Genomic DNA, 20,931 nt, shown 5'->3' with positions numbered 1-20,931 from the left:
CCATGCAGAGCCTAGTTAACATCAGCCGCAACCTTCTTCTGGCCAGCAGCATCGCCCTCCCCTACACCCTGTTCTGCACCAGTGCGACACAGGCAGAGGTGGCCTATATCTCCAACGAGAAGGACAACACCCTGTCGGTGATCGACCTCGACACCCTGAGCGTGGTGAACACCATTGAGGTTGGCCTGCGCCCACGCGGTATCACCTTCAGCCACGACTACAAAAAGCTCTACATCTGCGCCAGCGACTCGGATGCGGTGCAGATTATGGATGTGGCCAGTGGCCGCATTATCGCCAACCTCCCCTCCGGCGAAGACCCGGAGCAGTTTGCCCTGCACCCCAACGACCGGCTGCTCTACATCGCCAATGAGGATGCCGCCGTGGTTACGGTGGTGGACACCGAAAGCCGCTCGGTGATCAGCCAGATTGATGTTGGCGTTGAGCCCGAAGGGATGGCGGTGAGCCCCGATGGCCGCTGGGTGGTGAACACCTCGGAGACCAGCAACATGCTGCACTGGATCGACAGCGACAGCCAAAGCCTGGTCGACAGCACCTTGATCGACCAGCGCCCGCGCCATGTGGAGTTCTCCCACAAGGGCGACACTGTTTGGGCCTCATCAGAGATTGGCGGCACCGTGGCGGTGTTCAACGTTGCCGAGCGCAGCCTGCAGCATCTGTTTCGTTTTCAGATACCGGGCGTGCACCGGGACCGCATCCAGCCGGTGGGTATTCAGCTCACCGGCGACGACCGCTACGCCTTTGTCGCCCTCGGCCCCAGCAACCATGTGGCGGTGATCGATGTCGCCAAGATGGAGGTTATTAAATACCTGCTGGTGGGCCAGCGGGTCTGGCACCTGGCCTTGAACAGCGACGAGAGCCGGCTGCTGACCACCAACGGCGTCAGCGGCGACGTCTCGGTAATTGATGTCGATAAGCTGCGGGTAATTAAGAGTATTCGTGTTGGCCGCTACCCCTGGGGGGTGGCCATCAAACCCTGACCCCGTTTTGGATAAGCGCGGCCAGCGGGGAGGAGACTATGAGTAGCCAGAGTATGAACAGAGCAAACAGCAACGAGATAGCCCTGGCCATAGAAGGGGTCGGCTTTGCCTATCCGCAAAAGGTGGCGCTGGCCGAGCTCAGCCTGGAGCTGCCCAGCGGCCAGTTTCTGGCCCTGCTCGGCCCCAACGGCGCCGGCAAAAGCACCCTGATGGCGCTGCTCACCGGGCTGCTCAAACCGGGCGGCGGCCGCATCACTGTGTTTGGCCGCGATCTCGCCCGCCACCCGCGCCACGCCCTGGCCGAGCTGGGTGTGGTGTTTCAGCAGTCAACCCTGGACCTGGACCTCTCGGTGGCGCAGAACCTCAGCTACCACTGCGCCCTGCGCGGCCTCTCGCCTAAGGCCGGCCGCCGCGCCATCGACCAGCAACTGGAGCGCTTTGCCCTGAGCGAGTGCCGCACACAACCGGTGCGCCGCCTCAATGGCGGCCATCGCCGGCGGGTGGAGTTGGCCCGGGCGCTGCTGCACGGGCCGCGGTTGCTGCTGCTGGATGAGCCCAGTGTCGGCCTGGATATCCCCAGCCGCCGGGAGCTCAACCGCCATGTGCGTGAGCTCTGCCGGGACGAGGGGGTGGCGGTGCTCTGGGCTACCCACCTGTTGGACGAGCTGCAGGCCGACGACCAACTGCTGGTGCTGCACCGAGGCCGCTGCCAGGCCCAGGGTAAGGTGGCGGAGCTGGTGCAGGGCTCCGCCGCCGGCAGCCTTAACAGCCTGTTTGATCAACTGACGGAGGCCGCCTGATGAACACCTCTCTGGCCAGCTACGGCTACTGCTTCGCCGGTATTTTGCAGCGCGAGCTGCTGCGCTTTGTTTTGCAAAAAAGCCGCTTTCTCTCCGCCCTGGTGCGGCCCCTGCTCTGGCTGGCGGTATTTGCCGCCGGCTTTCGGGCGGTGTTGGGGGTTGCCATCATCCCCCCCTACGAGACCTACATCACCTACGAGGTCTACATCACACCCGGGCTGATTGGCATTATCCTGCTCTTTAACGGCATGCAGGGGTCGCTGTCGATGGTCTACGACCGGGAGATGGGCAGCATGAAGGTGCTGCTGTTAAGCCCCCTGCCACGCGCTTTTGTGTTGATCAGCAAGTTGCTCGCCCTGGCGCTGATCTCCCTGTTGCAGGTGGCCGCCTTTCTGGCTATCGCCTGGTGTTTTGAGATTCGCCCGCCGCTTTCCGGTTACCTGACGGTGATTCCCGCAGCCCTGCTGGCCGCCTACATGCTGGCTGCCCTGGGGCTGGTGCTGTCGTCGTTGATTCGCCAATTGGAGAACTTCGCCGGGGTGATGAACTTTGTGGTTTTCCCGCTCTTTTTCCTCTCCTCCGCCCTCTACCCGCTGTGGAAGTTGCGCGAGTCGAGCGAGTGGCTCTACCACGTCAGCCACTTCAACCCCTTTACCCACGCCGTGGAGCTGGTGCGCTTCGCCCTCTACGGCCAGTTGAACGGCCAGGCACTGACGGTCTGCCTGGCGGTGACGACGGTGCTCACCCTGGCCGCCGTTAAGGGCTTTAACCCCAGCCGAGGGCTTGCCCCGCGGGCAGCCAGGCCGTGACCAGGCACCGGGAGAGTGCTAAGTTTGTAACACTGCGCCAGCGCACAAAAATAACGAAGGCAGAGGTAGCGTTATGATTCACTTATTGATTGCCGATGATCACCCCATGTTTCGCGAAGCGATTCGCGACGCCACGCAAAAACAGTTCACCGATGCGGTGATTCAGGAGGCGGGCTCCCTGGATGAAGCCGTCGCCTATATCGAGGAGCACGACGACCTCGACCTGGTGCTGCTCGACCTCAATATGCCCGGTATGGATGGCTTGAACGGCATTGTGAATCTGCGCAGCAACTACCCGGAGATTCCGGTGCTGATTCTCTCCGCCGAAGAGAATAAAAATGTGGTGTTGCAGTGCATGACCTACGGCGCGGTGGGCTTTATCACCAAATCCATGGCTCGTGAAAATATTATTCAGGCCATCCGCCAGGTGCTCGACGGCCAGGCCTACCTGCCACCGGATATTATCCGGCGCAATGGCGGCAGCCACCGCAGCCATGCAGCGGCGGAGAACGAAGTATCGGCCGAAGTGATCTCGTCGCTGACGCGCAAACAGCTACTGGTGTTTGAGCGTTTAGCGATGGGGGAGTCAAACAAACAGATTGGCTACGAGTTGAATATCGCCGAAACCACGGTGAAAGCGCACGTCTCGGCGATTCTGCGCAAGCTGCGGGTACACAACCGCATGAAGGCGGTACTCTGCGCCGCGGCCATCGACTTCGACCGCTACCTGCACCGCTCCTAAGCACGTCGCGCGCATCACCAAGCGAGCAGCGCGCATCACTTGGCGAAATCGCAGCCGGTGCTACTGGGGTGCCGGCGACAACAGAAAGTTAAGCACCGATTTCAAACGCAGGGGTTTCACCGGCTTGTTGATCAGACGAAAGCCCTGGGCTTTCACCTCCTGGCGCAGATCGGTGTTGTAGTTGGCGGTGATAAACAGGCTCGGAATCGAGCGTTTCAATTTTTCACGAATGATCTGCTCCGCCTGCAAGCCGGTATCGCCGTCGTCCAGATGGTAATCGAGAATCAACGCATCCGGCGCCGGGCTTAGCAGGTGTTTCTTCTCGCGCAGCTCATCCAACGACAGCGCGGTTACCACCTCACAACCCCAGCTCTCCAAGACCACCGCCATGCCCTGACAGATCGCCTTGTCGTTATCGACCACCAGAATACGTTTACCCTCCAGCGGGTCGCCCAACTCGGTGTCAAGGTTGTTGTTCTGGCTCTGCTGGAAGTCACCACTGGCGTAGGGCACAGAGACCGAAAAGACCGACCCCTTGCCCAACACCGAGTGCAGATCCACCTGATGGCCGAGCACGGCGGAAAGCTTGTCGACAATGGCCAGGCCCAAGCCCAGCCCCTTATCTTCCCGCTGCTTCTGGCCACCAATACGCTTGAACTCGAGAAAGATCTCCTGCAGTTGATCTTCCGGAATACCGATGCCGGTATCCCACACCTGAATCTCCAGCTGCTCCTTGTGGCGCCGACAGCCGAGCAGCAGTTTGCCGTGATCGGTGTAGCGAATGGCGTTGCTTAAAAAGTTGCGCAGAATGCGCGCCAACAGCTGGCTGTCGGAGTAGACGTTGGCGGAACAGGGGATAAAGTCGAAGCCGAGGCCCGCCCGCTTTGCATGCTGGGTAAACTCGTTGGCCAGATTCTGCAACAGCTCATTGACGGGGAAGTTGTCGAGCACCGGCTCAACAATGCCGGCCTCCAGCTTGGAGATATCCACCAAGGTGCCGAGCAGAGTCTCAACATCACTGAGCGAGTAACAGAGGGAGTTGATCAGCTTACTCACCTTCTCCGGCAGGTCGAAATCCTGCAAGGCGGTGGCAAACAGGCGGGCGGCGTTGAGCGGTTGTAACAGGTCGTGGCTGGCGGCGGTAATAAATTTGGTTTTCGACAGGTTGGCCGCCTCGGCCTCGCCCTTGGCAATCAGCAGATCCTGTTCGGCCTGGGCCCGCTCTTCAATTTCGACCAGCAGTTGGTGGTTGAGCTGGGAAAGCTCCAGCGTGCGTTCGTGTACCCGCTTCTCCATGTGCATAAAGGCGTTTTTCAACGCCTCGGCCGTGCGCCGCTGTTCGGTGACATCGCGAAAGGTATAGACGTAACCGCCACTGGGAATCAGATGGCAGGTGATGGCCAGGATACGGCCATCTTCGAGCAGGTAGTCGGTGTCGAACAGATCCCGCTGACCCTTACTGATCGACTCGGTGCTGGGCAGATCCACCCCGGCCAATATGCTCTGCGCCAACATCTGGGCGAAGTTTACCCGACCCAACGCCGGGCCGCCCTCAATCTGCAACAGATCCACCACACGGCCGTTGAAGGATTCAATTCGGTTGTCGGCGTTGACCATGATCACCCCCAACGGCAGGTTGGAGATCATCGACTGCAACAGCCGGTTCTGATCGGCCAGCACCTTCTCCTGGCGGGCAATCTCGTTCTGCTTGAGGCCGGTGATATCGCTGTAAGCCACCACCAGGCCATCTTCGGCGGTGGCCCTTTCCGAGACCTGTAGCCAGCGGCCATCGGTTAGGCGGATAACCGAGTCGCCGTGCGCCCCGCGCTGAATCATCTTCTCGGACGAGGGTAGCTGGCTGTCGTAGATGCCGTGTTTGCTGGCCAGACGGGTGAGGTCCCGGTAGGTGGTGATACCCGGTTCTATGTGGGCGTTGGTGCCCTTCCAAAAATCGAAGAAGTGACTGTTGGCCAGCACCAGCCGGCGTTCGCGGTCAAACAGGACGATGCCGTCGGAGATGTTTTCAATGGTGTCGAGCAGGCGCTGGCGGGAGTGCGCCGACTCCATGCGCGTTTGCGAGAGGGTCTGGTTGGCCTCTTCCAGTTTGAACAGGGTTTTGCGCAGCTTAAACGAGCGCTCCTTCACCCGGTCGGCCAGCACCGCGGCATTTTGAAACGAGCGGTAGGCCTCGGCGGAGTTGCCCCAGCCCTGGTCGATGCGCTGAATCAACACCTGGTTGGTTTTTTTCAGCTTCTCGTTTTCGTAGCGCAGCGCCTCAATGACACTATCCTGGCCATCTAAGGTTGCACTGCCTTTTATCTGCATGGCCGCTCCCAAGAGCTGAGTGGATCTATCGCAAACCGCCAATGGCGATACCGGTAAAGGTGTGGTTCACATGCATGGCGTCGATATGTTCGCCGTAGGTACAGAAGCCGATCACCTTGTTGCGTTGATAAATGGCCGACAGCGCTTCGGTCTGGTTTTTCTGTTGGGCCTCGATGCGCCGGTGCAGGCAGTCGTAGCCGATAATCAACTGCGGCGGCTCGCCCAGCTCCTCTTCCAGGTTCTGCATGCGCTGTTCAAACTCACTCACCAGGTCGCCGTCGAGCATTTTGGTGAGCACAATGCCGTTGTCGATGGCGCAGAAAAATTTCAGGCTGAGATCGTCGTTGAGCCGTTGAATGGAGCGGGTGTAGAAGGAGTCGCCCATCTGCACCGCCAGTGGGTGCATGGCGAAGTTTTGCGATTGCAGTTCATCCAGCGACAGCCCCATCACCCGGCAATACTCCAGCGCGGCCGGCTCGGCATTGAGTTCGTAGACGATGCGTTTGGCCGGGTCGGCGTTGGTGACCACCAGCTTGTCGTCACCGGGTGGCAAATGGTGGCCGCTCAACACGGTGAAGGGATAGATGGTGTTAATTAAAATAATGCAGGCGGCGTTGCTGTAGAACTGCTGGCCAAAATAGATATGGGTGTCGCGCAGTTGCAGGCTGTCGCCGGCGGAGCCACCCACCAGGGGAATGCCTTGCAGCCCTTCATTGAGGGCCGACAGCACCAGCTCCTCGCGCACCGACAAACCATCGAGCAGCGACAGCGCAAAGGTGTGGTCGAGCACCGGAGCGATAGAGCGGCGCTCAAGCGCTTCCAGCATGGGGTTAACCAGATTGTGAGCCTGTTGCTCGGTAACACCGGAGAGCTCTTCCAGCAGCCGCGCCTCCACCACAAAGCAGTCGGCGCTAAGGCTAAAGCCGGTGATGCCGCCGGTGTGAATGCCACTCGGCAGTATTTCGCCAGCGGTGGTACAACCCATCACCGGGATATCGCCAAACAGTGCCGTCAGCTCACGCCCCAGGCGTTCGCGATCGTAATCGACACAACAGAAAAACAGCACACAGGCCGGATTGGCCATGGCCAGGTCCCGGTGCAATTCCCGCGCCGCCAGGACCGGGTCGGACTGTTTCGAGCCACCACAACGGATGGCATTGGGGTGTGGGTTAAGGACAGGTTTTCCAACCGCTAACATCCAGAAATCCTCGAAAGTTTCGTTATTATTATGATTTTTTACCTGGCAATACTATCAGACTTTGGCAGGTATAATTATTCGTTTAGCGCATGAGCTAACACCGGCTAAAAAGTTTTTATACTAACGCGCCACACCCCACCACACGCCTCCCCAAGGTTTTTTGCCTCGCTTTTTGGGCTCTGGAGTGGATGCGGGTAGGGTTGGTCAGCGGTTTGGTTTTTTGCTAAAACTCAGTTCTCCAAACGCTCACTGTTGGCGCGGTTGCGAAACAGCAGCGGCTGCGCTTCGCACTGGTGACCTTCGGCCTGGGCCAGGGTGTCGGTGATGCGGTAGTGATACGCAGACTTACTGCACACCGGGTCGGCCTGACTGGCATCGCCGGTGAGCATATAGGCCTGGCAGCGACAGCCACCGAAATCCTTCTCTTTTTCACTGCAGCTGCGACACGGCTCCTGCATCCACTCGTCGCCGCGAAAATGGTTGAAGCCGGGCGAGCGATACCAGATATCCGCCACACTCTGCTGGCGTACGTTGGGGAACTCAATGGGCAGCAGGCGGGCACTGTGGCAGGGCAAGGCGCTGCCATCCGGGGCGATGGTGAGGAAGATTGAGCCCCAGCCATTCATACAGGCCTTGGGCCGCTCTTCGAAGTAGTCGGGCACCACAAAGTAGATCTTCATCGCCTTGGGGTGACGGGCGCGGAAGTCGTTGGTGATGGCCTCGGCCCGCTCCAACTGTGCCCGGCTCGGCAGTAGCTGCTGCCGATTGTGGAAGGCCCAGCCGTAGTACTGGGTGTTGGCCAGTTCGACATAGTCGGCACCGAGCTCCAGGCAGAGCTCCAGAATACGGTCGATGTGGTCGATGTTGTGCCGGTGCAGTACGAAGTTGATCACCATTGGGTAGTCGTAGGCTTTAACCGCCGCCGCCATGGCCAGCTTCTTCTCAAACGCCTTGCGCGAGCCGGCCAGGAAGTTGTTGCCATCCTCTTCGGCATCCTGAAAGCTCAGTTGGATATGGTCGAGGCCGGCTTGCTTCAGGGAGGCGACCCGCTCCCGGGTGAGCCCCATGCCAGAGGTAATCAGGTTGGTGTAGTAGCCCAGCCGCCGCCCTTCGGCCACCAGGGTTTCCAAATCCTTGCGCAGCAGCGGCTCACCGCCGGAGAAGCCCAGCTGCGCCGCCCCCAGCGCCCTGCCCTCAGCCAGTACCCGCAGCCACTCGTCGGTGGTCAGCTCCGCCTTGTGTTTGGCAAAGTCGACCGGGTTGGAGCAGTAGGGGCACTGCAGCGGGCAGCGGTAGGTAAGCTCCGCCAGCAACCACAGTGGCGGATTGACCGCGACTGAGTTGTTGGCTGCTGCAGGCTTATTGGCGACTGTCACAATGCAACCAACCCTGTTCACTGGCACCGACGATAAACTCTTCGATATCGATGTGAATCGACTCAACCTCCGGGTAACGGGCCTGCAAGACCCGGCAGATCTCCGCGAAAGTAAGGTTACCGTCACAGGCCAGAAGAATTTCCGAGGCACTGTGGTTGAGCTTGATCATCCCCTCCGGGTAGAGCAGCACATAGGCCTCCTGCACCGGCTCCCACTGCAGGCGGTAGTGGCGGTTGAGCACTGGTACCATCTCCGAACTCAGCGCACTCGCCGGTTCACTTGCTGCTGCTGAAAGCGGTGTCGCGGACCCAGTGGCAGGTGAACGACTGGCAGACGAACTGTTGCTTGACAAAACAGAGGCTGTTTTCATGCTAGCTCCCCCTCTTGGCAGTGATGATAGGGCGGCAGCTGGTAGACATAGGCCATGGTGACCGCGTCCAGCAGGCTCCACAACACATCCAGCTTAAACTGCAGAATGTTAAGCGCCCGCTGCTGCTGCTCGGCGGTGCGGAAGTAACCGAGGGTGACGGTCAGGCCGTGGTCGACATCCCGGCGCGCCTCTTTCAAGCGCTTGCGAAAGTAGCCCAGGGCCTCCACATCGATCCACGGGTAGTGCTCGGGCCAGGTATCGAGCCGGCGCTGGTGGATCTCCGGCGCGAACATCTCGGTCAGCGAGGAGCAGACCGCCTCCTGCCAACTGGCAGTGCGGGCGAAGTTAACGTAGGCATCCACGGCAAAACGCACCGCTGGCAGTACATGGCGGTGATCCAGCAGCTCCTCCCGCGTGAGCCCGACGGCGGCGCCCAGGTCGATCCAGGCCTCGATGCCACCCTCATCCTCGCCACGGCCATCGTGGTCGAGAATGCGCTGAATCCACTCCCGGCGGATTTCACGGTCCGGACAGTTGGCCATGATGGCGGCGTCCTTTAAGGGGATATTGGCCTGGTAGTAGAAGCGGTTGGCCACCCAGCCACGAATCTGTTCCGGGGTACAGCGCCCCTCGTGCATAGCGACGTGAAACGGGTGGTGAATATGATAGAGCTTACCCTTGTCGCGCAGGGCCTGTTCAAAGCTGGCGACGGACAGGGGGGTGTTGAGTTTGGCGTTCATGCGTTTGCCTCCCGAGCGGAGTGGACCAAGTGCGGCTTGCGGGTCTCGAGATAGATATCCATGCCGTCGTTGGCCACTTCAATGCCGTTGGCGGTGAGTTCAGCCCGCTCGCTCGACTCTTCGTTGAGAATCGGATTGGTGTTATTGATATGGATGAGCAGTTTGCGCTGGCCCGGAAAACGGCTCAGCAGATCGATCATGCCACCCTTGCCCGACTGTGGCAGGTGGCCCATCTCCCGGGCGAGCTTGGTACCAACACCGGCGAGAATCATCTCGTCTTCACTCCAGAAGGTGCCGTCCACCATCAGGCAGTCACTCTGGGCCATGTAGGCCATCAGATTGGCGTCGACGGCACCGAGTCCCGGCGCATAGAAAAGGCTTCTGCCGGCGGCCACATCTTCGATGTAGAGGGCAATGTTATCGCCCGGATGGGGATCGTGCCGGTGCGGTGAATAGGGTGGCGCCTTACCCTGCAAGGCGATAGCGGTAATGCGCAGGGAGTCAAAACGGGGAATGGTAATGCTGGCGCCATCAATGGGCAGCAGTCGGTGGCGGATGCCGCCATCCCAGCTCTGTAAAATTTTAAAAATGGGAAAACCGCTGTTTAAGTCCTGATGGGCCATCTCGGTGGCGTAGACATCAAACGGGCAGCCTTCGCGCAGCATCAGCAGGCCAGTGGTGTGATCGATCTGACTGTCGACCACCAGCACCGCCCGCACGCCTGTGCCGCGCAGTCCACGTTTTGGCTGAATATCCGGGAAGGACTCCAGCTGGCTGCGGATATCGGGCGAGGCGTTGATCAGTAGCCAGTTTTCATCATCGCAGCTGATGGCGATGGAGGATTGAGTGCGCGCAGTGGCTTTGATTTTACCGTTGCGCACACCGTAGCAATTTTGGCAGTTGCAGTTCCACTGGGGGAATCCGCCGCCGGCGGCTGAACCTAAAATTCGTATTCTCATCGGTCTTTACTTCATCGGCGAGTGGCAAGCTTGGGGTTACCGAAGCGGTAACCCCGTGTGCTTAACGGCTGGCAAAGTACATGGTGACTTCGAAGCCAATGCGCAGGTCTTGGTAGGCTGGTTTCGTCCACATAAGAATCTCCTCGGAGTGTTGTGACAGTTATTATTGGCATGATCCGGGTTTTCACAGCGGCGCTGTGAACACCACTAAAATTGAGTCTAAAGCAGTCACCTGGGGTGGAATACTGTACTTTGGGAGCAATTCCGCAGGGTTTTGGGACCAGTGTCGAAAGGTTTTGCAGCAGGGCCAAAAGGCTGGAAGCAGGCGAAATTTCACGATGAGGAAGCGAGCTGGAAGGCATTGCCCAAACGGCAAAAAGCCCGCAAAAATCGCCACCCGTAACGACAATTTTGCGGGAAGGGTCTCAGTTCGGAGAGAGAACCCCGCCCCTGTCCCAGGCTTGCGCCCGGCCAGTGGCGGGGAGCGCCCGGCTTAGAAGAAGCCGAGCGGATTGGTGCTGTAGCTGACCAACAGGTTTTTGGTCTGTTGGTAGTGATCCAACATCATTTTGTGGGTCTCGCGGCCAATACCCGACTTTTTGTAACCACCAAAGGCGGCGTGGGCGGGATAGGCGTGGTAGCAGTTGGTCCACACCCGGCCGGCCTGAATCGCGCGGCCCATGCGGTAGGCTTTGTTGATATCCCGTGTCCAGACACCGGCACCCAAACCGTAGGCGGTATCGTTGGCAATGGCGAGCGCCTCCTCCTCGGTTTTAAAGGTGGTGATACCCAGCGTCGGGCCAAAGATCTCTTCCTGGAAGACGCGCATTTTGTTGTGGCCAAACATCAGAGTTGGCTCGACATAGTAGCCGCCGGCCAGTGACCCAGTGAGGATATTGCGGTTGCCACCCAACAGAATTTCGGCACCTTCGTTGCGGCCGATCTCCATGTAGGAGAGGATCTTCTCCAGCTGTTCCTGAGAAGCCTGGGCGCCGACCATGGTTTCGGTATCGAGCGGGTTACCCTGCTTGATCAGGCGCGCACGTTCCAACACCCGCTCCATAAAGCTGTCGTAGATGCTTTCGTGCACCAACGCACGGGAGGGACAGGTACACACTTCACCCTGGTTGAAGAAGCCGAGCAACAGCCCTTCGACACACTTGCTGATGAACTCATCTTCGTGCTCCATGACATCGGCGAAGTAGATGTTGGGCGACTTGCCACCCAGCTCGACGGTGGAGGGGATCAGGTTATTGGCGGCACATTTTAGAATTTCGTTACCGACCGCGGTGGAGCCGGTAAAGGCCAGCTTGGCGATGCGCGAGCTGGAGGCAAGCGGTGCGCCGGCTTCGGCACCAAAGCCGTTAACAATATTGATGGTACCGGGTGGCAGTATGTCCTGAATCAGCTCCATCATCACCAGTATACTGGTTGGGGTCTGTTCAGCGGGTTTCATCACTACACAGTTACCTGCCGCCAGGGCCGGAGCCAGTTTCCAGGCCGCCATCAACAGTGGGAAATTCCAGGGAATAATCTGGCCGACCACACCGTAGGGCTCGTGAAAATGGTAAGCGGTGGTGGTGGCATCAATCTCTGCAGCGGAGCCCTCCTGGGCACGCAGACAACCGGCAAAGTAGCGGAAGTGGTCGACCACCAGGGGGATATCGGCGTTCAGGGTTTCGCGCACCCCTTTACCATTCTCCCAGGATTCGGCCACCGCCAGCATCTCCAGGTTTTGTTCAATGCGATCGGCAATGCGCAACAAGACGTTGGAGCGATCGGCTGGTGAGGTTTTCGCCCAGCCATCTTTGGCTTTGTGGGCCGCGTTCAGAGCGAGTTCGATATCGGCACCGGTGGAGCGCGCCACTTCGCAGTAGGGTTCGCCGGTGACGGGCGTGATGTTCTTGAAGTAGTTACCTTCAGTCGGTGGCACCCATTCGCCGCCAATGAAATTGTTGTAACGGGGTTTAAAAGTAATGATTGACCCTTCTTGGCCAGGTTGTTGATAGATCATGACAGCGACCTCACTGTTGTTATTCGATTGATGTCTGTTGTGGCAAGACAGATCAGACGGGAACGCGACAACCTCATACTAAGCCCGCATTGACCACGGATTAACTGTACTTTGGTGTTCACGCTTATAGTCCTTTAGTCGTAGATCTCTGATGCCGTGATGACTTGGCTAGGTAATGCACTTCTCACAAAAAATTTGTGACTGAATTTGCCGTCGCAGAGAAAAAGCGGGCTCTTAAAAATGTCCTCAAGAGCCCCAAAGCGACAGTTGCGGCTGAGTAGCGCTTGTCGCAACTTAGAAGTTGGCAATCAGCCCCAGCGCCACGGTATTGGTCTCCTCTTCCGCGCCGCCGATATCCAGGGTATTAACGTTGTACTCCACCACTGTACGCAGTACGGAATTGACATCGTGGAACCAGGCCACCTGTGTGGTTTCGTTCTTCCATTCGGTGGCGGTCTCGACGGTGGTTTCGCCATAGGAGACAACAAAGCGTTCACCGCTCACGCTATAGGCGGCCTGGGCGACGTAACCATCGCTGTCGACCTCTTCGCCATTTTCAGAAATTAAGCCTTGCAATCCCAAGCCGGCATCGGTGCCTGGGCCGAGCAGGAAGCCAAGTCCTTCACCCTGAAAACCGGAGGCGTGCAGCGACAGGCCACCCAGTTTTACTTTTAGGCCGTAGGAGGTACCCAGGGAGTCGACATCATCAACGTTGGGGTCATTACTGGTTGAGCTCTGTTGTAAAAATCCCAACCAGGCGGTAAGCGTACTGTTATCACCAAACTTGGTGTTGTAGGTAAGCTCCGCTTCCACACGCGGATTCTCCTCTTCACTGGTGCGACCGGCGCCGGTGTCGGTGGTGGCATTACCCGGGTCGACGATGCCCAGGGCCAATTTCAGGCCGGCCATCTCCGGTGTGCGGTAGGTAATTTGTGAATGGGGGTAGGGATAAAAATAACCACTGCCGATATTGCCGAAGGAAACGCCCTGGCCGTCGATCAAACCAAGAGTGTCGTTGACCATGCCGTAGCCGGCCAACATCTCGTCGAGAAAAATATTGGAGCGACAGAAGAGTGTAAAATCTTTACCAAACAGTATCTGGCCAAAGCCGCCTTCAACGGTGGCGTAAAATTGGCGAACATCAATACCGGTGGAGGTAATGGCGGTATCGCTGTCGTTGATACTCACCCAAAAAGAGGAGCGGCCACCCAAGGTTAGCTCGTCCACTTTTTTACTGAAATTAAAACCGACCCAGTTGGGCAGAAAACCCATCTTCACCCGCGACTGAGTACGATCGTTACCACTAATTTCATTGTCGGAATCACTGCGCACATAAAAGGTGTTGAACGAGGCATCGACACTGACACTAGCGTCGTTCTGCTTGTATAGATCCACAGCGGCGTAACCCGGCGCACTCACCGCGAGAGCGGCAGCACCAGAGATCATGTATCGATTTATTGTTAGCTTTTTCATGAGGTCTCCTGAATTTATTCAGCCCATTATTGTTATTAACGGTGATCCCTGCCGGGCAGAGTCACTATTGAAACCAAGCGCCAAATGTTGAATTGACCGGCTAAGCATGCCGGGCTGAAAAGAAGAAACCCATTCGACCAAATGGGCGAATGGGTTGTCTTTTTGGTTGGGGAGTTCTACTGCTAAGGTGCTAACCCGAAAGCCGAAAAAAAGTAGCGATCGACAAACGACCGCGACCGATAAACGGCAATTTATAAGCAACGATCTATAAGCAGTGATCTATAAAAGGCAGGCCCGTTAAAAAACTACTGCCATTGATAACGCAGGGTAAGAAAAGCCGCGCGCGGATTGGCCGGGCTTAAAAAGCGGGGGCTGTCATCCAGCTCGGGCATCACCTCATCGACTTCGCCATAAAGGCCAAAGCGCTGGTACTCTCGATTAAAGAGATTGTTTACCTCCAAGCGCACCGCCAAGGCCGGCCGCGGCTGCCAATTGAGCCAAGCGTTGGCCAGCCAATAGCCATGGGTGCGGTGATCGAGATTGGCCTCGTCACCGCGCAGGTAGACACCACTGCCAGCATTAACAGCCAATCCCCACTGCCACTGTTCCGACCATTGGTAATCAACCAGCAGCTTTAGCGTATGACGGGCAATTCCGGGCAGATAATTACCCCGCTCAACCAGTAGTGCGTCTCCGTCAAAGTCCGGGTGGTTGGGCGAATAGGCGTAGAAGGCATCGGCATAGGTGGCCGCTAGCGCGGTGTAATTAACCTGCCAGAACCAGTTGCTATAGTGGCGACTGAAACTCGCCTCCAGCCCCTGAAAAACCGTATCGCCAATGTTGCGAAAAAAACCCTCATTGGAAGAGACGCCACCGGTGGTTTGAAAATGAATATCGTTGTGGTTGCGGGTATGAAACAGCCCCAACTGCCACTGATTTTGTTCACTATCGCCACGCGCGCCCAGCTCGATATTGCGGGCAACAATATCGTCCAGTGGTGGGTCGGCCAAAAAAGTATTGGGTAGATTACAGGGCGCCTGTTCGTGTGAGCAGGCCAGCTCGATGGGCGATGGCGTGCGCGACGATTGGTAAACCCCGCCGTAAAAGGCCACCGTTTGCCGCCATTGATGGCTGAGCCCTACCCCGCCATTGATACGGTGGTAGTAGTGATTGGCGGTTAGCTCTGGCCGCTCGCCACTGCGATCATCGCCACCAATTTTCACCCGGTTATAACGCAGGCTCAGCAACAGTTGCGTGGCCTCGGTTACAGCGATGGCGTCACTGGCGTAGAGCGAGAACATATTCTGCGAGGTATCCAGCAGCGTTGCCGCCTCGGGATTAAAGCGGCCGGAATGGGTGGTCGCCCGATCTTCGGTTAAGGTGGCATACTCCACCTGCGAGCGGAATTGCGCCCGCCCGGCGTAGTAGTCGGCACCCACGGTGATATCGTGATTCACCGCCAGCAGCGGGTAACTGTTACTCGCCACCAGTGCCAACCCCCAACTCTGTTGCTGCCGTTGGCTAAGGTTATTAATGGCATTGAAGCTCTCGGCCACCGGCACACCGCGCTCATCCGTTAACAGTTCGCCGTCATCGCATAGCCATAAACCGTCATCACACCGCTCGCTGTCACTGCCATCGCCGTTAAAGGTGTCGGTGCTAAGCCGTCGATAAAAAAGTGAAGATGAGAAACGACCCGTTTCGGCAAAGGTGTAACGGGAGGAGAGAATCACCATATTTAATCGGTTTTGCGTCTGGTCGGGGTGGGTGAACACCGCACTGCGCTCTTTCGCCAATAACGCTTCGGGGGCAGCGCCGTTGCCGTTCATACGCGTGCTTGCCCAGAGCCAGGTTAGCTCGTGGCTGGCCCTATTCCCCTGCCAACTGAGTGCACTGTAGAGGTGATTGGCATCGGTGGCCGAGTAGTCACGCCAGCCCTCCTCGCGCAGTTTTTCCGCCGCCAACAAAAGCCCCCAATCCTCTCGCTTGAATGCCCGGCTGGCACTGATCTGCTCGCGACCGAAATCACCGGTGGTGACCGCTACCGAACCCGGCTCACTGGTAAAGCCGTTTTTACCCTCCATTATCAAGGCACCGCCGAGAGCGTTCTGGCCATAGACCGGGTTGGCACCGGCCACCAACCCCATGCGCTCAATCACCGACTGCGGCAACAGATCCCAATTGACGGTATCACCAAAGGTTTCGTTGATCCGTACCCCATTAAAATAGACGGCCACCCCCTGGGAGGAGCCAAGCAGCGGTGAGGCGGTATAGCCGCGAAAGCGCACGTCCGGTTGCAACAGACTGTTTTGGGCATCGTTGACGGTGATGGAGGCTGCCTGCTGCTCCAGCAACGAGGCTACCGAATAGCCATTGGCCTGCTGCATATCGTCGGCGCTGAAAATTTGCACGTGAAAGGGCTCGCGGCCGTCGCTATTGCCCACCGTTAATGGACTGCTGCCGACTACCTCAACCTCTTCCAAAATATTTTCATTAGCGACACTCGCCCGAGTCATTGCTGAATGCATAACCATCGACAGCGTAATGGGCAAAGCCACCAGAGCAATATTCAGAGAGCGTGATGTGAATAAATTTATTGTTATAGTCATGTGGCACCTGCGCAGTTATCACTTGGCCACCCCATGCTAGCGTTTGCAAAACGCTGGGCAATTATCAGTAGGGTCTATTGCCGTACTGTTTTTTGCGACTTTAGTACTGCCCTACTTTTCTCTCTCTGGTTTCGCTTTATAGCGCGCGAAACAGCTACCAAAGTAGTAACCGCCAGCACCGGAGGTCGAATTGTTTTACCCCGGCGATCGTTGAACACTCTGAGGAAGAATAATAAACCTGACCTGAGTGCTGCTCATGCCTTGGCTGATCCTCTTTTGGCGACTGTTGTGTGCCGTTGTGCGTTACCCCGGGCGTGCGCCCTCTGCTTTTGGGCGTGCGCCGCACGCCCCTACGTTCTTTGGGTTGCGCTCCGGCTGGCCTCTGATTAGCTGCGCAGGTGGGCATTCGCCGAACGCCCCTACACTCTTCAAAATAACCACCTTTGGACGTGCGCTGCTGCTGGCTGTGCTGTTGGTTCCGGGTCCTGGGCGGGCGGAGCCGTTGAGCTTGGAGGCAATTGAGCCGGATGTGGCCAATTTTTTCCCCAGTGCCACGCGGGTAGAGAGCGGCTACAACGAGCTGCCCATTTGGGTGGTGTATCAGCTCAATGAAGTTATCGGGTATCTATTTACCAGTAATGATTTTGTTGACCTGAAAGGCTTTTCCGGCGAACGCATTAATCTGTTGATCGGTATGGATACCAAGGGTACGGTCACCGGCTTAAGAGTATTGCATCATCACGAGCCCATCTTTTTACACGGCCTGGGGCCGCAGCCTCTGATCGATTTTGTCGGACAGTACAAAAACCATAACCTGTCGGAACGCATTATTATTGGCCAGCCCAAAAGTGGCCAAGGCAAGGTGGATGGCAACACCTACTTTGATGGCATTACCAAGGCGACGGTTTCGGTAATGGTGATTAACGACACCATTATCTCCTCCGCCCGGGAGGTGGCCCGCCATGTGATAGGTGAGTTTGCCCAGGCAACCTCCGTGCTTGTCCGCCAGGATCTCTACCAACCACTGAGTTGGCCGGAATTAATGGCTAGTGGTTTGGTGCAGCCCTGGCAAGTGAGCCGGGCCGCCGTTGAGGAGAAGCTGCGGGCACCGCTCAGCAGTTTTGCCGACCCGGTCGCCGACAGTGATCAGGCCAGCACCACCCTCTATTTGATCTATTTAAACCCACCCATGATCGGCCGCAACTTTTTGGGTGAAGCCGACTACCAGCGCTTAATGAGCAAACTGGAACCTGGCGAACACGCCGTGGCGGTAATGTCCGAAGGTTTTTACGATTATCTGGGAGAGGAGTTCCGCCCCGGCACCCTGCCCGACCGTATCGCATTAACACAACATGATCTGCCCATTGCCCTAAGGGACCTGAACTTCTTTCATATGAGCGCGCCGGCCCTGGTGGCAGACGCACCGCAGCTCGACAACCTGCGTCTGTTTCGTATTCGCTCACAAGCAGGCTTCAACCCCGCCGAACCTTTTCAGTTAAGCCTGACCATCAGCCTGACAAAGAATTTTCTGCAGTCGCAAGCGGTTGAGTTCAACCACACACAACAGCTACCCGCCAATTTATTTGAAACCATTGCCGCCCCGCAAAAGAGCTGGCGCGACCAACCCTGGGTAAAACTGTGGCTGGGCCGGGTGTGGGATATCGCCCTGCTGCTGGCGGGCCTGGCACTGTTAACGGTGATCTTTACCCGCCAGCAGGCAATCATTAAACCGGACAAAAATTTTAGCTGGATACGACACGGCTTTTTGGCCTTTACTCTGATTTTTATCGGTTTCCATGCCCAGGGGCAGTTGAGTGTGGTGAATATCTACCCGCTGTTGCTGGCACTGAAAAATAATATGGACCTCTCGGTTTATCTGTTGGATCCAATCATTTTAATTTTATGGCTGTATGTGTTGGCGTCGCTGATTTTATGGGGGCGCGGCCTCTTTTGTGGCTGGCTCTGCCCATTTGGTGTGCTGCAGGAGTGGTTGGCTCTGGCGGCGGACAAATTAAATATTCGCCAACTGCGCATCTCTGCCCAACTGCACCAGCGGCTGCGCTGGCTGAAATATTTTATTCTGGCGGGCCTAATCGGCACGGCGCTGATCTCGATTACCGCCGCCGAAAAGATGGCCGAGGTGGAGCCCTTTAAAACGGCAATTACCTTGGGTTTTATTCGCGAGTGGCCGTTTGTGATCTACGCTCTGGTGCTGCTTGGTATGGGCCTGTTTGTGCACAAATTCTACTGCCGCTACCTCTGCCCGCTGGGTGCCTTTTTGGCATTGGCTGGCAAACTGCACCATTTTGAATGGTTACAGCGGCGGCTGGAGTGCGGCTCACCCTGCCAGTTGTGTCGTCACCGCTGTGGTATTCAGGCGATCGATAAACAGGGCAAGATCGATTACGACGAATGTATCCAGTGCCTGGAGTGTGTGGTGATACTGGAAGATAACAACCAGTGTGCGCCGTTAAAGGTGGCTGGCAAGCGCCAGGCAGCAGCCGGTGAACCGGTGGCAATTAAACTCATCACCTCTTAGCACTTTGTCACCTGCTGGTCGCAGCTTGGTAGACCTGCAGATTGGCAGAGCTCCTCTTTGGTCAATTGGCGTTAAACCATTTTGCCCCACAGCCAGAAGCCAATAGCCAGCAGAATAAGTAGCCAAATCGCCACCACCACCAGGCCCGCCACCCGGCTGGTTGGCAGCGCCGCCAGGGTCGCTTCGGCTTCGACGACACACTCCTGCCACACTTCGTGCGGAATTAATTTGATGGCCAACCAAATGGCCAACGGCAGCAGCAACAGATCATCGAGATAACCCAACACCGGAATAAAATCGGGAATCAGGTCGATCGGGCTCAAGGCATAGGCGACGATCAACGCAATAAAGAGTTTGGTCGGCCAAGGCACCTCCGGGTGCTTGGAGACCAGATAGAGTGCGTAAGTATAGGCTTTTAATTGGCGCGCCCAACGCTTGAGTGTAGCGATCAATCAACCCCCTGTCAGCGCCTGGAAAATATGGACGATACCCTGCTCGGGAACCTGGTCGCTCAATCGTTTGCGATCGACCACCACCCGCTTATCAACGCTGATAAACACATGCCGCCGCAGGCTGCCGTTATCATCCAAGAGGTAATCGGCAAAACCAGGGGCAAACCGATCAATCGCACCAATCACCTCCGCCACCGACCCGGCCGGCACGCTAATGGTTTGCGCCTGCAGTTGCGGAAAAAACCGGTAGAGGTGGGTGGTCAGCGCGACAGTGGGCATAGCGGTTATCCAAAGCGAACCGAATAGACCGGCGGCAGATTATTACCCAGGCATTGCCAGGAGTCGCCGCGATTCTCTGACACATAGACATTGCCGGTGGTAGTGCCAAAACAGAGGCTGTCGCCGGCTACATCGAGTCCGTGGCGCAGCACTATGTCGTAGGCATTGGCCTGGGGTAAACCGTCGCGCAGGGCCTGCCAGCTTTCGCCACCATCTCGGGTGCGCGCCACAAACAGGCCGCCATTGATGGTGGTGCGTTCGGAATCGGCCCGGGCCGGCACCACCCAGGCGGTGCGCCCGTCCTGCTCATCGACCGCTATGGGAAAACCAAAGTGAACGCCGGTAGAGAGCTGACTTACCTTCCGCCAACTGTTGGCGCCATCGCTGCTGTAAAAAACACCGCAGTGGTTCTGCTGCCAAAGGTGGTCGGGCTGGCCCGGGCAGGCGGTAACAAAATGGGGGTCGTGTCCCCACTCGGCCGCCGGCTCCGGCAGGTAGTCCATCAACATACCCCGGTTGCGGCCGGCCCAGCTCTCGCCGCCATCGGTGGAGACCAATACCCCCGCCGATGAGGCGGCGACGGTGAGGTGGTTGGGATTTTGCGGATTGACCACAATCGAGTGAATACCGGGCTCAAACACACCGTAGTCGATGCTCGCGGGAGTACCGCCCCAATGGGTTTCGCTGGCAGCAGGCCCGGCAAAGAGATCGCCGCCACGACTGGGGTGGTTCCATAGGGGGCGGTTGAGCTGCCAAGAGTCGCCGCCGTCGTCGCTGACAAACAGTCCACCGGGAACGGTACCGGCGTAGAGGCGGCCGGGCTGCTCGGCGCTGCCAAAAGTAATGTTCCAGATTTTATAAACACAAGCGGCTTTGTATTCCGGCTCTCCAATGGGCGCCGTGGGATCAAAATCGGGGCTGGGCAGGTACTGCACAATGTGCCGGGCGCCGGCGGGGTATTTAATGGCGGGGGCATCTTCCCAGGTGTGGCCACCATCTTTGGAGCGGGAGAGTTTGGGCCCCCAGTGACCGTGGTCGAGGGATGCCCAGAGCGTGCCATCGCGTGGGTCGCGAGCAGCGTAGCAGACCGGGATGCCACTGTGGGCGATGGGGCGAGGCTGCCAGCCGGAGGCGGTGCGATCAAAAATGACGGTACCTTTGCGGGTACCCAGAAGCAGAGTATTCGCCATAGGGGTGTTCCGAGCAGAGGCAAACAGAAAAGAGAACTGCCAGCGCCAGCCGCGGGCC

18 protein-coding genes are annotated in these 20,931 nt (G+C 57.6%); 5 read left to right on the top strand and 13 right to left on the bottom strand.

Going from position 1 to position 20,931, the window contains the following annotated elements; all coding sequences use genetic code 11:
- Positions 1-2: 2 nt before the first annotated feature.
- The 4 genes from SBL51_RS19200 (at position 3) to SBL51_RS19185 (ending at position 3,349) form a co-directional block, all read left to right on the top strand.
- On the top strand, positions 3-998 hold the full coding sequence (locus SBL51_RS19200; RefSeq protein WP_317932744.1) for a YVTN family beta-propeller repeat protein: 996 nt from the start codon (positions 3-5) through the stop codon (positions 996-998).
- 38 nt (positions 999-1,036) lie between these two features.
- Positions 1,037-1,798, top strand: coding sequence for an ATP-binding cassette domain-containing protein (locus SBL51_RS19195; protein WP_317932743.1), 762 nt, complete (start codon positions 1,037-1,039; stop codon positions 1,796-1,798).
- Entirely contained in the window at positions 1,798-2,607 is an 810-nt protein-coding gene (locus SBL51_RS19190) for an ABC transporter permease (RefSeq protein ID WP_411860503.1), read from the top strand. The genes SBL51_RS19195 and SBL51_RS19190 overlap by 1 nt, the downstream gene beginning before the upstream one ends.
- A gap of 73 nt (positions 2,608-2,680) precedes the next feature.
- A complete protein-coding gene (locus SBL51_RS19185; RefSeq protein WP_317932742.1) occupies positions 2,681-3,349 on the top strand; it encodes a response regulator transcription factor in 669 nt (222 codons plus the stop codon).
- 60 nt (positions 3,350-3,409) lie between these two features.
- Here SBL51_RS19185 and SBL51_RS19180 read toward each other — a convergent pair whose 3' ends face one another.
- The 10 genes from SBL51_RS19180 to SBL51_RS19135 all read right to left on the bottom strand — a co-directional run bounded on the left by SBL51_RS19180 (position 3,410) and on the right by SBL51_RS19135 (position 16,413).
- Positions 3,410-5,674, bottom strand: coding sequence for a NahK/ErcS family hybrid sensor histidine kinase/response regulator (locus SBL51_RS19180; protein WP_317932741.1), 2,265 nt, complete (start codon positions 5,672-5,674; stop codon positions 3,410-3,412).
- Between the two features lie 25 nt (positions 5,675-5,699).
- Positions 5,700-6,872 (bottom strand): nitric oxide-sensing protein NosP, encoded by a 1,173-nt coding sequence (gene nosP / locus SBL51_RS19175; protein WP_317932740.1) that lies wholly within the window; start codon positions 6,870-6,872, stop codon positions 5,700-5,702.
- Positions 6,873-7,102: 230 nt separating this feature from the next.
- Positions 7,103-8,248, bottom strand: coding sequence for a pyrroloquinoline quinone biosynthesis protein PqqE (gene pqqE / locus SBL51_RS19170; RefSeq protein WP_317932739.1), 1,146 nt, complete (start codon positions 8,246-8,248; stop codon positions 7,103-7,105).
- Complete coding sequence (pqqD, locus tag SBL51_RS19165) at positions 8,232-8,618, bottom strand: pyrroloquinoline quinone biosynthesis peptide chaperone PqqD (RefSeq protein WP_411860502.1); 387 nt, start codon at positions 8,616-8,618, stop codon at positions 8,232-8,234. Before pqqD ends, pqqE begins: the two co-directional genes overlap by 17 nt.
- Positions 8,615-9,358 (bottom strand): pyrroloquinoline-quinone synthase PqqC, encoded by a 744-nt coding sequence (gene pqqC / locus SBL51_RS19160; RefSeq protein ID WP_317932738.1) that lies wholly within the window; start codon positions 9,356-9,358, stop codon positions 8,615-8,617. The genes pqqD and pqqC overlap by 4 nt, the downstream gene beginning before the upstream one ends.
- Positions 9,355-10,317 carry a pyrroloquinoline quinone biosynthesis protein PqqB gene (pqqB, locus tag SBL51_RS19155; RefSeq protein WP_317932737.1) on the bottom strand — a complete coding sequence of 321 codons (963 nt, stop codon included), beginning with the start codon at positions 10,315-10,317 and terminating at the stop codon, positions 9,355-9,357. The genes pqqC and pqqB overlap by 4 nt, the downstream gene beginning before the upstream one ends.
- A 61-nt stretch (positions 10,318-10,378) precedes the next feature.
- The gene (pqqA, locus tag SBL51_RS19150; RefSeq protein ID WP_317932778.1) at positions 10,379-10,450 is read right to left on the bottom strand and encodes a pyrroloquinoline quinone precursor peptide PqqA; all 72 of its coding nucleotides are present in this window, start codon (positions 10,448-10,450) and stop codon (positions 10,379-10,381) included.
- 360 nt (positions 10,451-10,810) lie between these two features.
- Positions 10,811-12,331, bottom strand: coding sequence for an aldehyde dehydrogenase family protein (locus SBL51_RS19145; RefSeq protein WP_317932734.1), 1,521 nt, complete (start codon positions 12,329-12,331; stop codon positions 10,811-10,813).
- A 294-nt stretch (positions 12,332-12,625) separates the two neighbouring features.
- Entirely contained in the window at positions 12,626-13,804 is a 1,179-nt protein-coding gene (locus SBL51_RS19140; protein WP_317932733.1) for a porin, read from the bottom strand.
- 305 nt (positions 13,805-14,109) lie between these two features.
- Entirely contained in the window at positions 14,110-16,413 is a 2,304-nt protein-coding gene (locus SBL51_RS19135) for a TonB-dependent receptor (protein WP_317932732.1), read from the bottom strand.
- A 502-nt stretch (positions 16,414-16,915) separates the two neighbouring features.
- On the opposite strand from SBL51_RS19135, the gene SBL51_RS19130 reads away from it, so the two are divergent.
- The gene (locus SBL51_RS19130) at positions 16,916-18,952 is read left to right on the top strand and encodes a 4Fe-4S binding protein (RefSeq protein WP_317932731.1); all 2,037 of its coding nucleotides are present in this window, start codon (positions 16,916-16,918) and stop codon (positions 18,950-18,952) included.
- A gap of 71 nt (positions 18,953-19,023) precedes the next feature.
- Here SBL51_RS19130 and SBL51_RS19125 read toward each other — a convergent pair whose 3' ends face one another.
- The 3 genes from SBL51_RS19125 to SBL51_RS19115 are packed head-to-tail and all read right to left on the bottom strand — an operon-like array spanning position 19,024 to position 20,873.
- A complete protein-coding gene (locus SBL51_RS19125) occupies positions 19,024-19,404 on the bottom strand; it encodes a YkvA family protein (protein WP_317932730.1) in 381 nt (126 codons plus the stop codon).
- Positions 19,405-19,683: a MoaD/ThiS family protein gene (locus tag SBL51_RS19120; RefSeq protein ID WP_317932729.1), complete on the bottom strand. Its 279-nt coding sequence runs from the start codon at positions 19,681-19,683 to the stop codon at positions 19,405-19,407.
- A gap of 5 nt (positions 19,684-19,688) precedes the next feature.
- A complete protein-coding gene (locus tag SBL51_RS19115; RefSeq protein WP_317932728.1) occupies positions 19,689-20,873 on the bottom strand; it encodes a hypothetical protein in 1,185 nt (394 codons plus the stop codon).
- Positions 20,874-20,931: the final 58 nt, after the last annotated feature.

The organism is Halioxenophilus sp. WMMB6, from assembly GCF_033283405.1.
Taxonomy (GTDB): Bacteria; Pseudomonadota; Gammaproteobacteria; order Pseudomonadales; family Cellvibrionaceae; genus Halioxenophilus.
Note: the sequence above shows the minus strand (reverse complement) of the source record. Positions and strands in the feature narration are given on the sequence as shown.

Coding starts and splice junctions, on each gene's coding strand:
- SBL51_RS19200 (WP_317932744.1), top strand. CDS start 3: ATGCAGAGCCTAGTTAACATCAGCCGCAACCTTCTTCTGGCCAGCAGC.
- SBL51_RS19195 (WP_317932743.1), top strand. CDS start 1,037: ATGAGTAGCCAGAGTATGAACAGAGCAAACAGCAACGAGATAGCCCTG.
- SBL51_RS19190 (WP_411860503.1), top strand. CDS start 1,798: ATGAACACCTCTCTGGCCAGCTACGGCTACTGCTTCGCCGGTATTTTG.
- SBL51_RS19185 (WP_317932742.1), top strand. CDS start 2,681: ATGATTCACTTATTGATTGCCGATGATCACCCCATGTTTCGCGAAGCG.
- SBL51_RS19180 (WP_317932741.1), bottom strand. CDS start 5,674: ATGCAGATAAAAGGCAGTGCAACCTTAGATGGCCAGGATAGTGTCATT.
- nosP (WP_317932740.1), bottom strand. CDS start 6,872: ATGTTAGCGGTTGGAAAACCTGTCCTTAACCCACACCCCAATGCCATC.
- pqqD (WP_411860502.1), bottom strand. CDS start 8,618: ATGAAAACAGCCTCTGTTTTGTCAAGCAACAGTTCGTCTGCCAGTCGT.
- pqqC (WP_317932738.1), bottom strand. CDS start 9,358: ATGAACGCCAAACTCAACACCCCCCTGTCCGTCGCCAGCTTTGAACAG.
- pqqB (WP_317932737.1), bottom strand. CDS start 10,317: ATGAGAATACGAATTTTAGGTTCAGCCGCCGGCGGCGGATTCCCCCAG.
- SBL51_RS19145 (WP_317932734.1), bottom strand. CDS start 12,331: ATGATCTATCAACAACCTGGCCAAGAAGGGTCAATCATTACTTTTAAA.
- SBL51_RS19140 (WP_317932733.1), bottom strand. CDS start 13,804: ATGAAAAAGCTAACAATAAATCGATACATGATCTCTGGTGCTGCCGCT.
- SBL51_RS19135 (WP_317932732.1), bottom strand. CDS start 16,413: ATGACTATAACAATAAATTTATTCACATCACGCTCTCTGAATATTGCT.
- SBL51_RS19120 (WP_317932729.1), bottom strand. CDS start 19,683: ATGCCCACTGTCGCGCTGACCACCCACCTCTACCGGTTTTTTCCGCAA.
- SBL51_RS19115 (WP_317932728.1), bottom strand. CDS start 20,873: ATGGCGAATACTCTGCTTCTGGGTACCCGCAAAGGTACCGTCATTTTT.